At 64.8% G+C, this 14,431-nt stretch carries 11 protein-coding genes; 1 reads left to right on the top strand and 10 read right to left on the bottom strand.

Annotation, left to right across the window (positions count from 1 at the left end):
- Nucleotides 1-19 precede the first annotated feature (19 nt).
- A complete protein-coding gene (gmd, locus tag B0G81_RS34695) occupies nucleotides 20-1,063 on the top strand; it encodes a GDP-mannose 4,6-dehydratase (RefSeq protein WP_106281165.1) in 1,044 nt (347 codons plus the stop codon).
- A 132-nt stretch (nucleotides 1,064-1,195) separates the two neighbouring features.
- On the opposite strand, the gene B0G81_RS34690 is transcribed toward gmd, so the two are convergent.
- The 10 genes from B0G81_RS34690 to B0G81_RS34645 all read right to left on the bottom strand — a co-directional run bounded on the left by B0G81_RS34690 (nucleotide 1,196) and on the right by B0G81_RS34645 (nucleotide 14,383).
- Nucleotides 1,196-2,362 carry a glycosyltransferase family 4 protein gene (locus tag B0G81_RS34690; protein ID WP_106281163.1) on the bottom strand — a complete coding sequence of 389 codons (1,167 nt, stop codon included), beginning with the start codon at nucleotides 2,360-2,362 and terminating at the stop codon, nucleotides 1,196-1,198.
- Nucleotides 2,363-2,457: 95 nt separating this feature from the next.
- A complete protein-coding gene (locus tag B0G81_RS34685) occupies nucleotides 2,458-3,687 on the bottom strand; it encodes a glycosyltransferase family 4 protein (RefSeq protein ID WP_134141786.1) in 1,230 nt (409 codons plus the stop codon).
- Nucleotides 3,684-5,165, bottom strand: coding sequence for a glucose-6-phosphate isomerase (locus B0G81_RS34680; protein WP_106281159.1), 1,482 nt, complete (start codon nucleotides 5,163-5,165; stop codon nucleotides 3,684-3,686). The genes B0G81_RS34685 and B0G81_RS34680 overlap by 4 nt, the downstream gene beginning before the upstream one ends.
- Before the next feature lie 3 nt (nucleotides 5,166-5,168).
- Nucleotides 5,169-6,347 carry a glycosyltransferase gene (locus tag B0G81_RS34675; RefSeq protein ID WP_134141782.1) on the bottom strand — a complete coding sequence of 393 codons (1,179 nt, stop codon included), beginning with the start codon at nucleotides 6,345-6,347 and terminating at the stop codon, nucleotides 5,169-5,171.
- 100 nt (nucleotides 6,348-6,447) lie between these two features.
- Nucleotides 6,448-7,380, bottom strand: coding sequence for a glycosyltransferase family 2 protein (locus B0G81_RS34670; protein WP_116119491.1), 933 nt, complete (start codon nucleotides 7,378-7,380; stop codon nucleotides 6,448-6,450).
- 61 nt (nucleotides 7,381-7,441) lie between these two features.
- Nucleotides 7,442-9,640 carry a polysaccharide biosynthesis tyrosine autokinase gene (locus B0G81_RS34665; RefSeq protein ID WP_134143293.1) on the bottom strand — a complete coding sequence of 733 codons (2,199 nt, stop codon included), beginning with the start codon at nucleotides 9,638-9,640 and terminating at the stop codon, nucleotides 7,442-7,444.
- Between the two features lie 125 nt (nucleotides 9,641-9,765).
- Nucleotides 9,766-11,004, bottom strand: a complete 1,239-nt coding sequence (locus B0G81_RS34660; RefSeq protein WP_181919896.1) for a polysaccharide biosynthesis/export family protein — start codon at nucleotides 11,002-11,004, stop codon at nucleotides 9,766-9,768.
- The gene (locus B0G81_RS34655; protein WP_106281153.1) at nucleotides 11,004-11,459 is read right to left on the bottom strand and encodes an exopolysaccharide biosynthesis protein; all 456 of its coding nucleotides are present in this window, start codon (nucleotides 11,457-11,459) and stop codon (nucleotides 11,004-11,006) included. The genes B0G81_RS34660 and B0G81_RS34655 overlap by 1 nt, the downstream gene beginning before the upstream one ends.
- Nucleotides 11,460-11,502: 43 nt before the next feature.
- A complete protein-coding gene (locus B0G81_RS34650) occupies nucleotides 11,503-12,945 on the bottom strand; it encodes a UDP-glucose/GDP-mannose dehydrogenase family protein (protein ID WP_106281151.1) in 1,443 nt (480 codons plus the stop codon).
- 40 nt (nucleotides 12,946-12,985) lie between these two features.
- Nucleotides 12,986-14,383 carry an undecaprenyl-phosphate glucose phosphotransferase gene (locus B0G81_RS34645; RefSeq protein ID WP_134141779.1) on the bottom strand — a complete coding sequence of 466 codons (1,398 nt, stop codon included), beginning with the start codon at nucleotides 14,381-14,383 and terminating at the stop codon, nucleotides 12,986-12,988.
- Between the last annotated feature and the right edge of the window lie 48 nt (nucleotides 14,384-14,431).

Below are 14,431 nucleotides of genomic sequence, written 5' to 3'. Positions count from 1 at the left end.
ACAATCACGAAGGCAAGCTATGAGCCAACCACGCAAAGCGATCATCACCGGCGTATCCGGACAGGACGGCGCCTATCTGACCAAACTGCTGCTCGACAAGGGCTATATCGTGACCGGCACTTACCGGCGCACGAGCTCCGTGAATTTCTGGCGCATGCGTGAGCTCGGCGTGCTCGATCATCCGAATCTGCGTCTGGTCGAACACGATCTGACCGACCTCGGCTCGACGCTGCGCCTGCTCGAAGGCGCGCAGGCCGACGAGCTGTACAACCTCGCCGCGCAAAGCTTCGTAGGCGTTTCGTTCGATCAGCCGGTGACGACCGCCGAAGTGACCGGCATCGGCGCGCTGAATCTGCTCGAAGGCATCCGCATCCTGAATCCGAAGACCCGTTTCTACCAGGCGTCGACGTCGGAAATGTTCGGCCTCGTGCAAGCGGTTCCGCAACGCGAGGACACGCCCTTCTATCCGCGCAGCCCCTATGGCGTCGCCAAGCTGTTCGCGCATTGGTCGACCATCAACTATCGCGAGTCGTACGGCCTCTTTGCGAGCAGCGGGATTCTGTTCAATCACGAATCGCCGCTGCGTGGCCGCGAATTCGTCACCCGCAAGATCACCGACACCGTCGCCAAGATCAAGCTCGGCAAGCAGGACGTGCTCGAACTCGGCAACCTGAGCGCCAAGCGCGATTGGGGCTTCGCGCTCGAATACGTGGAAGGCATGTGGCGCATGCTGCAGGCCGATGAGCCGGACACCTTCGTGCTTGCCACCGGCCGCACTGAAACGGTCCGCGATTTCGTGCGCATGGCGTTCGCGGCAGCGGGCTATCAGCTCGAATGGTCGGGTAAGGAAGAGCGCGAGTCAGGTATCGATGTCGCCACCGGCAAGACCCTGGTGCGCGTGAATCCGAAGTTCTATCGCCCGGCCGAAGTGGACCTGCTGATCGGCTGTGCCGACAAGGCTCACGAAAAACTCGGCTGGAAGCCGGCAACCACGCTAGAGCAGTTGTGCCACATGATGGTTCATGCGGATCTGGGGCGCAACGAGCATCACGAGACGTTTTGAGTCGCGATGAGCGCGTGCGGCCACCGAAACGGCCGCGCGTTAAACCGCGCTCCTGATTCTCAGCGCAAAAAAAACGCGGGGCCTGATCTTTACACCAGGCCCCGCGTTTTTGTTGTGCGTCCTGCCTCGGCGTTAGTGCACCCCACCCGCCGCAATCGCCTCCCCATACACCGACGCCACCCGCTTCGCGATCACCGGATTATCGAAGTTCTCACGCGCATAACGGCGGCATGCATCGGCATCCGGCAATTTCAGCGTGCCGTTGAGCGCACCCGCAAGTCCATCCGCGATGGCCTTCGCGCCCGTCTCCGGCAGCACCAGATTCGGCGACAAACCGGCCACTGCTTCCGGCAAGCCGCCCACCGGCGTCACCAGAACCGGCGTACCCGAAGCCAGCGATTCGACCGTGATCAAACCGAAGCCTTCCAGCGCCACCGTCGGCACGATGCTGATATTCGCCGCGCGATACAACGCCGCCAGATGCTGATCGGGCACGAAACCCAGCAGCTTCACGTTGTCCTCCAAACCCGCCTCGGTGATACGCGCCTGCAACTCGCCTTCGAGCCGCCCCTTGCCCGCGATCAGAAGCAACACATCGGGCGCCGTGCGCTTGAGCAGCTTCACCGCGTCGATCAGATCTTCGAGGCCCATGCGGCGCACCAGACGGCGGACCGCCAGCACGATCGGCCGGTCCTGCGGCAATTGCAGCTTCAGACGCGCCTCGGCGGGCGAGATCGGCAGATTGAACTGCTCGACATCGACGCAACCGGGTACCACGCGCACGCGGTCTGGCGAGATGCGATAGCGCGACGTCAGAATCTTGCCGAACGCCTCGGACAACACGATCAGCCGCGACGAGCGCGCATAGACCGATTGCTCCAGATAGCGCTTGGCGCGCTGGCCGAGCGAATCGGCGCCTTCCACGTGACTTTCGTCGGCCCACGGTCCCTGAAAATGCGAAACCTGCGGAATGCCGCGCGTCACGTCGAGACCCGGAAAGGTGTAGAGCGCGAAGTGCGACGAAATCACATCGGGACGCGACGTGCTGATTTCATGGCGCAGCGCGCGGCGTGCCGCCATTAGCCGCAATGGCAGCGATTGCGCGGCTGAGCCGAAGCCGTTGATCGCGCCGCCGGTGTCGGCGGCTACTTTCGGCGAGCCGGCCACCACGCCGCGCACCGCCACGCCCGCGCCCGGCAGCGCACCGATTAGCGAGTAGTACATGCGGTCGAGGCCGCCCGCGCGCTCGGGGAACCAGTGCATCCCGATCTGCAGCGATTTGATAGAGCTCGTCGTCATGGTTGTGACCCCTGTGCGTTTTGAGAGTTGTGATGGTGAAGCGTTGAAGACATCGAGCGGTTCCGAAGCACCGCGCGAGGTCATTCCGCGCTATGTCATTCCGCGCTCTTGCGGCCGGCCAGCGTGTTCAGCGTCAGCGCGTCGCTGCTGGCGACCGCGGCCGCTTCCGCCTCGCTTTGCCGGCGATTTTTCTGCTGCCCCGCCAACTGGCGATACAGCGCGATGTATTGCGCGGCCATGCGCGCCCAGCCGAAACCGGTCGCGAGTTCATTGGCGGCGACGCCCATGGCGCGGCGCTCGACGTGGTTATCGGCGAGGCGTGCGATCGCGCGGGCCAGCGCCTTGGGATCGTCCGGATCGTCGAGCACGATGCCGCATTCCGGCGTAATGATCTCGGCGCCGCCCGCAGTGCGCGCCGTGACCACAGGCAAACCCGCCGCCATCGCTTCGAGCAGCGACAGGCTCATCGCTTCATAACGCGACGGGAACACGAAGGCGTCGACCGAATGCATCAGCACCGGCATCTCTTTCACGAGACCGAGAAAATGCACGCGATGCGCGATGCCGAGCGCCTTCGCTTCTTCCGGATACGGACTGCCCGGCAGGAAACCCGCCACCGCGATCTGCACATGCTCGGGCAGATGCTTGAGCGCGGCGAGCACGGTGCCGAGGTTCTTGCGCGGCGTGCGCAGGTCGCCGACGAACAGCAGCAGGAACGCGTCCTTCGGTAAACCGAATTTCTCGCGATCGCCCGTGGCCGCGGCGAAGCCTTGCGTATCCACGCCGTTGTAGATCACGTCGACGCGGTTATCCGGCGTGAGGCCGATCGCGCGGATTTCGTCGGCGACCTTTTGCGACACCGCCGTGATCACCTTCGAGCGGCGGTAGGCCCAGCGTTCGAGCAGCGCATTGCAGCGCGTATAGACCGACTGATAGGCGGACCACACGCCCTTGGTGAGTCCGAACGGGTAGTACTTGCTGCCGAACCAGCCGCTATGCACGAAGTGCGAGGTGTTGACATCGGCGGGCATCCACGTGATGAAACCGTTCACGTGCAGCACGTCGTATTCGCGGCGATGCGCGCGCAGCCACATTGCGCTCTTGAACGCGAACACTTGCTGGCGCAGCAGATTAGTCGGCCACCAGCGGCCGATCTTGATCGGCGCCCAGCGGACGTTCGGATGCGCGAGCAGATCCGGCGCGACGTGCGAGGCGACCAGCGTGACGCCGATGTTCTCGTCGAGCGCCGCGCGCGCGATCTCGTGGTTGACGCGCCCCTGGCCGTCGTTATGGCGCACGACGTGCGTGACAATGGCGACTCTCAATCCGTGCCTCCGTGGAAAAATAGCGTGTGGTTTGACATACGTGCGCGGTTGATCTTTTCGTAATGCACCGCGGAGAGAATCGAAAAAACACTCATGAAAAGCAGCAAACCGCCCGTGCCGACCAGCGAATTGGTGAACACCAGCATCGCGAAGGTCGCGAGGCTCAGGCTCATGCAGGCGGACACGAACTTGTCGTTGCGCATCCTGAACGACGCGAGCACCGCGCGCGTCACCAGCCAGATGATTCCGGACATGTAGAGCAGCGTGCCGGGCCAGCCGAGCACGAACGGAATGTTCATCACGCCGCTGTCGAAGTTGCCGTACTGGCCGAGCTGGCCGCCATCGTTCGAGAGCTTGGTGGAGGTGCCGGTGGCGCCCATGCCTTCGCCCGAGACGTCGGTGAAGGCTGTTTTGGCAAAGGTCGCATAGAACTCGTTACGCGCGGCGTAGCTCTGGTCGTCGTTCAGGTTGACGATGGTCGTGAGGCGCGCCTGCATCCGCTCGGCCACCGGACCGACCGCCAGCAGCGGCACGCACAGCCCGGCCAACAGCACCGCGCTGGCGACAATGCGCACCCGCACCTTGTTGTTCGATTTGACGAGCTGGATCAGGAGCGCGATGACCCAGCCGCCCCACGTCGAGCGCACGAGGCTCAGCGCGAACGCGAAGAAGCCGAGCGCCGCGGCAATCCAGCGCACCCGGTGCGTGGCCGCCATGACGAACACCATCGCGCCCATCATCGCGAACGCGAACGGTCCCGACGAGTTCATCGTACTGAACACGCGCACGCCCATCGGCACGGGGTCGCCTTGCGAGTTCATCTGCGAGCCTAGCATCCACAGCGCGTCCCACTGCGGCATGATGAAGAACTGCACGAGGCCGTAGCCGCCCATCACCAGCATGCCCCAGATGAACGTATTGACGATGGTGTCGCGGTACTTCGGATACTGGCGCGTGTGCGCCATGATGTGAAAGCCGATCAGGATCGGATACAGCCAGTTCGCGAGGTCGTAGGTGGCCGCGAGCGGCCCGCTCGACATCACGCCGACCAGGAAGGCGTAGATAAGGCCGAGCAGGACCAGCAGCACCGGCAGACCGCGCCGCTGCCCCAGCAGCTTGTAGTAGCGCAGCAGCGACAGGCCGCTGATCATCGTCACCGCAAGCGGCGCGACCTGGATCAGGCTGGTCGGTGTAAACGACCCTTTGGACCAGTCGGCCAGACGCCGCACTTCCGGGCTCAGGAACCACAGCCACCACATGAAGCCGATATAGCGCGCCGGACTCTTGAAGTAGAGCCACAGGCCCGTCAGGATCGCGAGCACCGGAAACGCGAGCGTGAGCACCGTGCCCTGATGCGCGCCGATCAGCAGCGTCGTGACGAACCACAGCAAAGCCTCCGGCAGCCATTCCTTGCGGCCGCTGGACGATGCCCGTCCATTGCCGTTCGCGCTAGCGGCGCTTCGCGTCAGCGTCGACATCGTTCAGAGACCTCCGCGCGACTGGCGCGCCGGCCGCCGCTCGGACTCGGACACGCCCGCCGCCGTCGCCATGCCGGCCGCCGTGCGCGTGCGCGCCGCGGCCCGCGCGCGCAGCATCTCCTGCGTGATCCGCACGTGCTGCATGGCGTAGTGCTGCGTGGTCAGATCGCGCGACAGCAGGCCGGCCGCGGCCGCTTGTGCTTGACGCAATGCGTTCAGCGGCGCGGCGGCGAGCTGATCGACCGCTTCACGCAACGCCTGCGGGTTGAACGGCGGGATATAGAACGCCTCGCCGGCCGGAAAATAATCCTGCAAGGCGCCGACATTCGTGACCACCATCGGCTTGCCGACCGCCGCCGCTTCCAGCATTACCGTGATGCCCGAGGCGTGCGAATTCGGCCGCAAGGGCACCACGATCACATCGGCCCAGTCGTACAGTTCATGTTGCTTCCTGATCCCTGAGAACAGCGCGATCTCGACATTCGGCGCGCGCAGCGATGCGGGAATCCGCCGACGTGTCGCGAGCTTCACCGTGTAGCGCGCGTCGTTGCCGAACGCCTTGATGAGCGTCTCCCAATCACGGTCGCGGTCGTTGCCGATCGCGGCGATGCGGATCGGCGTGTGCGGCGTCCATTCGGCCGGCGGCCTGACCGGGAAGTCCTGCGTGTTCAGACCATAAAGCAGCGGCTTGGCGTCGCGAGCGAAATAGCGCTGGCACAGCTCGGCGTTTTCGCTGGCGAGCGTGGTCAGCTGATCGGCGCGCGCCATCAGCTTGCGATACAGCCATCTGCGCAGAATGCCGTAGGAAGGCCATTTATCGAGCAGCCACACGCTTTGCGCGAGCAGCAAGGGCGAGGCATCGGCGCCGGCCTTGCGGCCGCTCAGAAGCAGCATGAGGGCCGCGGATAGCCATTCCTGTTCCGTATGCGTCCAGATCACATCCGAGCGTAGCATCTCGGCGCGGTTGCGCCACGTATGGATGAAGTCGAACCCGAGCGCCGCCTTCAGCGCGCGGCGCAGCAGACGCACCGGCTTGCCTTCGCGGGCATCCTGCGAATAGGTGAGCTTGAACGCGTCGGATTCCGCGTGGTGATAGCCGTACAGACAACCGATGTTGTCGCCCGGTCGATAAAAGCGCGGGTCGGCGCCGTAAAACAGATGAACGTGAACTTTCGTACTCATGCAGGCACTCCGCTCTGCCGGTGGAAAGGGGCATCGGCGGCCCTCATGCGGGCCGTGCGCCGATGCGCGAACGTGCGGGACGTGGTGCGAGCCAGGGCGCTCACGCGGCGCGTGAGAGCGCGCGACGCGCCTCGTGGGCGCCGCTGCGCACGGCGCGCCAGCGCGTCAGCTTCAGACCGGCCTGCTTCGAGAGCAGCGCGAGCGCCGCGTGCGTGAGACCCGGATAAACCCGCGTGCCGACCAGCGTCCACCACCACCACGCGGTCTCGCGGCGCAGCGGCGGCAACTGGTCGCGCAGGATCAGATGGAAATTGAACGCGGCGTTGCGCAAGGCGGCCATGGTTTGCGCGTCGCGCCGGTCGTCGTCGAAACGCTCGGCGGGGAAATGATCGACCGCCACGCGCGGGTCGTACATCAGCTTCCAGCCGGCGTTCTTCACGGCGAGGCTGAAGGCCATGTCGTTGTGGACCTGCGCGCCCGCGCCGCGCAGGCGCGCGTCGAAGCGGATGGTGCGCACCGCGTCGCGGCGGTAGCTCATGTTGGCGCCCTTCAGAATATCGACTTCGCGCGCACCGCCCACACCCAGATGATGATTGCCGATGATCTTGCCGTGCGCGGTGACCTTGCCGACCAGTGGTCGCTCGCCGTCCAGCACGCGGCCTTTTTCATGCACCCAGTCGCGTCCGCCGAGCGCGCCGAGACGCGCGTCGCCCTCGAACGCGGCGGCGATCCGCTCGACCCAGTCGGCGTGCGGCGCGGCGTCGTCGTCGGTGATCGCGATCACGTCGCCGCGGGCCGCGTCGAGGCCGCGATTCAGGGCCGCCACCTGGCCGGGCACTTCGACAATCGCCAGCGCAAGCGGCAACGCGCCCGCTACAGACGGATCGCGCAGGCACGCGTGGGTCGCTTCGTCGTCGGCGCGCGCCACCACCACCACTTCGTCGGGCCGCCGCGACTGCCGTTGCAGCGCAGCGAGGCAGCGCGCCAGATCGGCCGGGCGGCGGTAAGTCGGAACCAGTACCGTCACTTTCATCGTGATGTCCTTTGTTGTCGTCGTTGCGCGAGGTTCGCCATGCATCCGCGAACCCGCCGCCTCAGGTGCTCAGGTATTCCTGCACCGCCGCGTAGCCACGGTCGTAGCCGCCGCGCGAGCGCGCCGGCATGCCGTTGAAAATGCCGCCCTGCACGTGCACGCCGGCCGCGCGCAGACGCTTCAGCGCATCGCTGATCTCGCCTTCGCTGTGCACGCCCGAGCGCATCACGAAGAAGGTCGAGCCGGCATACGCGCCGATGATCGACGCATCGGTCACGGCCAGCACCGGCGGCGTGTCGATCATGATCACGTCGTAGCGCTTGGCGAGTCCTTCGAGGTACTGCGGCAGACGCGGCGACATCAGCAGTTCCGACGGATTCGGCGGACGGCGGCCGCACGAGATGAAGCTCAGGCCGTCGACCTGCGAGCTGCGGATCGCTTCTTCCAGCGAGATCTGGCCGCTCAGCAATTCGGACAGGCCGTTATCCGGCACACCGCCCAGATACCGTTCGAGCACGCCGCGGCGCATGTCGCCATCGATCATCAGCACGCGCTTGCCCGAATTCGCCAGCAGCACCGCCAGGTTGACCGTCAGGAAGCTCTTGCCGACACCGGCCATTGGCCCCGTCAGCATGACGATGCGGTTCTTCGCGTCCATCATCGTGAACTGCATGGAGGTGCGCAGACTGCGCAGGCTTTCGACCGTGACGTCCTTCGGCCGCGCATTCGCCAGCACCGAACGCAGACGTTCGCCGCCGCGCTGGAAGCTGGCTTCGAGCACGCCCTGTTCGGCGGAGAGCGGCACGAGGCCGAACACCGGCAGATGAAATGCGCGTTCGATGTGATCGGGGTCGTCGATGCCCTTGAACATATTTCGGCGCAGGAACACGAAGCCGGTGCCCGCGATCAGCCCGAGAATCACCGCCGCCGACAGGATCAGCGCCTTCTTCGGCTTGACCGGCACGCCCGGGCGCAGCGCGGCGTCGACGATATGCACGTTGCCGCCGGTGCCGGCCTTCTGCACGGACAGTTCCTGCACACGGTTGAGCAGCAGCACGTAGATGTCTTCCGCCACCTTCGCGTCGCGCTGCAACTGCACGGCCTTCACTTCGGTGGCCGGCAGATCGCGGAAGCGGTCGGCGTATTTGGTGCGCTGCGCCTGCAATTCGGCCATCTGCGCACGCGCGGCCACCAGCATCGGATGGTCGTCGCCGTAACGCTCGGTGAGCTGCGCCATCTGCAGACGCAAACCGGCGATCTGCTGCTCGTACTGCACGCTGCCTTCGAGGTATACCTTGGCTTCGTCGCTCGCGTTGATCGAGCCGGACTGGCGCTGATACGCGGTCAGGGCGGCCTCGGCGCGCTCCAGATCGGCCTTCAGGCGCGGCTCTTCGCTCTTCAGGAAGTCGAGCATCTTGCTGGCGTCGGCCTGCTTGTTCAGCACGTGCTGGCGCACATACGACTCCGCCAGCGCGTTGGCAACGAGTGCCGCGTGTTCGGGGTTCTTGTCTTCCAGCGAGATCTGGATCACGCCGGTCTGCTTGCCCTGCTCCTGCACCGTGATGGCCGACTGGAACGCGGAGATCGCGTCGAGGTCGTTGGCGCGCATCACCGTGAATTCCTCGCCCGGGCGCGCCACCAGTTTGTTGACCATGATGGTCACGCCGCCGCCCTGCGCCTGCTGGCCGACCTGGCCGCGCAGCAGCAGCGAGCCGTTGGCCGCATACAGTTCGTAGTGCTGGTCGTCGACCGCCTTCATGGTCAGCTTCTGACCTTCCAGCGCGGGGATCACGTCGATCGAATCGACGTCGGCCTCTTCACCGCCCCATGCGTACGACGACAGCCCCAGCCACGGACGCGCCGGCTGACCCGGCGTGGCCATGCGCGCGGCGATGCTGCCGAGCAGTGGGAACGTCTTTGGCGTGACGCTGAAGTTCAGCTTCAGTTGTTGCACGACGGGACCGACCACGCCGCGGCTCTTGATGATTTCGATCTCGGCGTCGGTCGGCAGCGAGGTCGAGCCGGTGGTGATCGCCGCGCCGGTCTGCGTTTGCGTGAGCGCCTGCGACGTGTTGTCGGATTGCTCGACCCGCACGTGTGCGTCGGCGGAATAGATCGGCTTGGCGAGGAAGCAGTAAGCGCCGGCAATCCCGACGATCACGGCCGCAATGGCGATGAGCCACCAGATGTCGTCGAGGATCACCTGCACCAGTTGTCCGAGGACGACGTCCTCTTCTTCGGTCTTGATCGGACCGGCCATGTGTGGAGAGATTTGGTTGCTCACAATTCGCTTCCCGTATCGGTTGCAGCTACGTTTGCTTCGGTCCCGCGCCGCGTCCTTCACGGACGGCGCGGCGCGGGCCTGAGACGACGGCTTGAACTTTTTTATCGCGTCAGCTGTTTCAGGTAGAACAACGTCTGCACGCTCGGCAACACCTGCTGCAACACGCGGTTGAAGGTGGTCGATGCGGCGGTGCCCACGTACACGACATCCAGCGGCTGCAACTGGAATTGCGAGGACAGCATGATGGCGTCCGGCTGCGTCATGTCGAGGCGGTACACGTCCGGCGTGGTCGGGTGATCCTTCATGCCGCGCATCACGAAGATCTGGCGCGGATTGGCGTCGGTATCGAGAATGCCGCCGCCTTGCGTGAGCGCGTCGGCGATCGTCATGCGGCCTTTGATGATCGGCAGCTGGATCGGCGTCTTCACTTCACCCATCACGAACACGCGGCTGTCGGTGCGGTCCGGAATGTTGATCACGTCGCCGTTCTGCAGCATGACGTTCTGTGTGGTGTCGCCGCGATCGAGCATGCGGTCGGCGTCGAGTACGTAGAGCTTGTTGTTGCGCGTGAGGCGCACGCGCTGAATGTCGGCGTCCGCGTTCGTGCCGCCCGAGCGCGTGATCGCGTCGACCAGCGTGAGCGGCACGTCGCTCATCGCGAGCGGGCCCGGCGTCTTCACTTCGCCGGTCACCTGCACTTTCTGGCCGCGATACGACAGCACGCGCACGTCGACCTGCGGATTGCGGATATAGCGCACGAGGCCGGTGCTCAACTGGTCGCGCACCTCGCCGACGGTCTTGCCGGCGGCCCGGATACGGCCAACGAACGGGAAAAAGATCGTGCCGTCGGCCGCGATGGTCTGGCCGTATGGATCGGCCTGGCCCGGCAGCGCGGCCGTGTACGGCTGCTGCAAGGCGCCGCCGATCGACTGCGTGGTGTTGCCCCCGGCGGACAAGGTGCTGCCCTGCGGCGTGGTCAATTCAGGGTGGTCCCACACGGTGATGCCGAGGATGTCCTGCGGCGCGAGACGGTACACGTACTGCGACGGGTCGGTCAGGTTCGAGGGCGGCAGCACCTGCGTCTTCGCGGCGGCGGCTTGCGCCTGGGCGGTCACGACGGCGGCATCGATCACATGAACCGGATAGGTCTCGGCGGCCTGGCTGTCGTGCTGGCCGTCGTCTTTCAGACGGGACGTATCGAGGTAATTGCCAGGTGCGGTGGCGCAGGCTGACAGAAAGGACGTCAGCAAAAGCGTGGCGGCAAGATTCGACTTGAACTTCGTCGACTTGAACTTCGTGGACTTGCCGTTCGCGAACGAGGGTGCAGCGGGTTTTTTCATCAGCATATTTTCTTCAGCCATCCCATGACCAGATGTTCGATGAGCACGAGACTCTCCCTATAAGCGGTTTCCGCACCGCCGTGCGGATCGGCGACGTCGGAATCCGCTTCCCACTTGCCGAGCGGATAGACCTTGCCGCGTGAGGCCGGATCGAGCGCTTCGACGTCGCTCACCTGCGCGCGCTCGGTGACGAGCACCAGATCGGCGTTGCGCACAAGTTGCCGGTCCAGACGCCGCGAGTAGTGGATGCCGGAGGCCACGCCCTGCTCGGCGAGCAGGCGTTGCATGACCGGGTCCATGGCGTGGCCGTTCATCGCCCGCAAGCCCGCCGAATGAAACGCGATCGGCGCCGCCTGCGAACGCGGCGCCGCGCGTTGCCGGGCCTTGAACAGCATTTCGGCGGCGGGCGAACGGCACACGTTTGCATGGCAGACGATCAATACGTTGGCGAACATGGCGGGCTCCGGGATGAACGCTTGTCGGTGCGTGGGCGACGGATCAGCGGCCGGCTTCGGCCGTGTCCGCCGTTTGCGCTTGCGGCAAGCCGCTCGCGCCGACCTTCGCCGGCGCGATGCGCAGCGCGTGCTGCCGGCCGATCGCGTGATACTCGATACCGAGTTCGAGCAGCGCCTCCGGCTCATACAGGTTGCGGCCGTCGAAAATCAGCGGCGTCTTGAGGATGCGCTTGAGCGAATCGAAGTCCGGGCTCTTGAACACCTTCCACTCGGTGAGGATCACCAGCGCGTCAGCGCCGGCGGCCGCGTCCATCTCTTCCTTCACGAATTCGAGGCGCGCGTGCTGTTGCGGCACGTCCTTCAGATCCAGCGCGAACACGCGCTTCGATTCGTCGACCGCGACCGGGTCGTACGCTTTGACGCGTGCCCCGCGACGCAGCAGTTCGGCGATCAGCGGACGGCTCGGCGCTTCGCGCATGTCGTCGGTGTTCGGCTTGAATGCAAGCCCCCACACGCCGAACGTGCGATCCGACAGGTCTTCGCCCAGACGCGAGACGATCTTGTGCGCGAGCACTTTCTTCTGCGTGTCGTTGACGGCTTCGACCGCTTCGAGAATGCGCAGATTCGCCTTGAAATCCGCGGCCGTGCGGATCAACGCCTGCACATCCTTCGGGAAGCACGAACCGCCATAGCCACAACCGGCATACAGGAAGTCGTAACCGATGCGCGGATCGGAGCCGATGCCGCGGCGCACGGCCTCGATATCCGCACCGACGCGGTCGGCCAGATTCGCGAGCTCGTTCATGTACGAGATACGCGTGGCGAGCATGGCATTGGCCGCGTATTTGGTGAATTCGGCCGAGCGCACATCCATGTACAGCGTGCGTTCGCGATTGCGGTTGAACGGCGCGTAGAGGCGTTTCATCAGGTCGCGCGCTTTTTCGCCGGGCACGTCTTCGTCGCAACCGAGCACGATGCGATCGGGCCGCGTGAAGTCTTCCACCGCCGCGCCTTCTTTCAGGAACTCGGGATTCGACACCACGGAGAACATGTGCGCCGCGTTGCGTTCCGCGAGTTCGGCGGCGATCACTTCGCGCACGCGCGAGGCGGTGCCGACCGGCACCGTCGATTTGTCGACGATCACCTTGAAGCCCGTCATATGGCGGCCGATGTTGCGCGCGGCGGCGAGCACGTATTGCAGATCGGCGGAGCCGTCTTCGTCGGACGGCGTGCCGACCGCGATGAACTGGATATCGCCATGCGCGACGGCGGCTTCGACGTCGGTCGAGAACTTCAGGCGGCCGGCCTTGCGATTGCGCGCGATGATTTCCTGCAGACCCGGTTCATGGATCGGCACGCCGCCGTTGTTGAGCACGTCGATCTTGCGCTGATCGACGTCGAGACAGAACACATCGTGGCCAATGTCGGCCAGACATGCGCCCGTCACGAGGCCTACGTAGCCACTACCGATGATCGTCAGGTTCATGTGTTACACCTCGCAAAATGGAGTTGATTGAGGAACGGGCCTAGTAAGCGTTGCTGCCCACGAAACCCTTCCACAGCGTCAGCACGACGATCTTGATGTCGAGCCAGAAGGTCCAGTGCTGCATGTAGTACAGATCGAGCTTGACGCGGCCCATCATCTTTTCGATGCGGTCGGTTTCGCCGCGATAGCCGTTGATCTGCGCCCATCCGGTAATGCCCGGCTTGATCCGGTAGCGGTGCATGTAGCCCTTCACCAGATCCTTGTAGATGTCGTCATGCTCGAGCGCATGCGGACGCGGACCCACCACCGACATCTCGCCGCGCAGCACATTGATGAACTGCGGCAGTTCGTCGAGACTGGTACGCCGCAGGAACGCGCCGACCGCCGTGATGCGCGGATCGCGCCGCGTGGCCTGGGTGATCCTGCCGTGCTCTTCCTTGTGCACCTTCATCGAGCGGAACTTGTAGATCTCGAACTGATTGCCGTCGATGCCCTTGCGCTTCTGCCGGAAGAACACGGGGCCCGGCGAGCTGATCTTCACCGCGGCGGCGATCACCAGCATCACCGGCGCGAGCGCGGTCAGCGCGGCCAGCGCGAACAGACGATCGAAAACGCGCTTGGGCAGCACGCGCAGATCGGTGATCGGCGAGGCGGCCAGGTTGATCGCCGGCACGCCGAGCAGATCGACCATCGGCTGATTGAAGAGCGTCAGGCTGCGCACGTCCGGAATGAAGCGGATGTTCACGAAGTCGTTGCGCAGATCCATCACGAAGCGATGGATCGCTTTCTCTTTCGAAATCGGCAGCGCCAGCCACAGTTCGCGAATCGCGCGCTGGCGCACGAGCTGCAGCATGCGCTGATAGTCGCGCTCGACCGGCACGCCTTCGATCGCCTCGCCCGCATCCGGGTCTTCGTAGTGATTGATCGTGCTGTCCTCATCGAACACCACGACCGGCGAGAAACCCGCGTCCGGACGGCTGCGCATCTGCTGGATCAGAAAGCGCCCGTAAGGCGCGCCGCCGACGATCGCCACCGCGCGCTGATTGAAGCCTTCGCGGCGCAGTCCGCGCAGAATCGAATAGACGATCACCTTGGTGACGATCAGCAGCACGATCGTGGCCATGGCCCAATAGACGAGCCACAGTCGCGACAGGCTGTCCGAACGGTGCAGGCTGAAACTGATCAGCACGCCGGTGACCTCCACCAGCAGCCAGCCACCCGCTACGCGGCACAGCAGGTCGTAGAGCGGCTTGCCGCGCCACGATTGATAGATCCCGAGCGCCGGGAAAAACACCACCACCAGCAGGCAGTCGAACGCGAGCGAGACGCTTTGCATATCGTCCAGCCACACGACTTTCCCGCTGTGCACGGCCGCCGCGATGGCGGCGCCGAGCGCGACCATGGCGATGTCGATGATTCTCGATAGAACGCTCAGCATGCGCTGCCCCTCAGTTCGTCAGTCAAGTGCCATCCGCTGGTTGGTTGA

Source organism: Paraburkholderia sp. BL6665CI2N2, assembly GCF_004366535.1.
Classification (GTDB): Bacteria; Pseudomonadota; Gammaproteobacteria; order Burkholderiales; family Burkholderiaceae; genus Paraburkholderia.
Note: the sequence above shows the minus strand (reverse complement) of the source record. Positions and strands in the feature narration are given on the sequence as shown.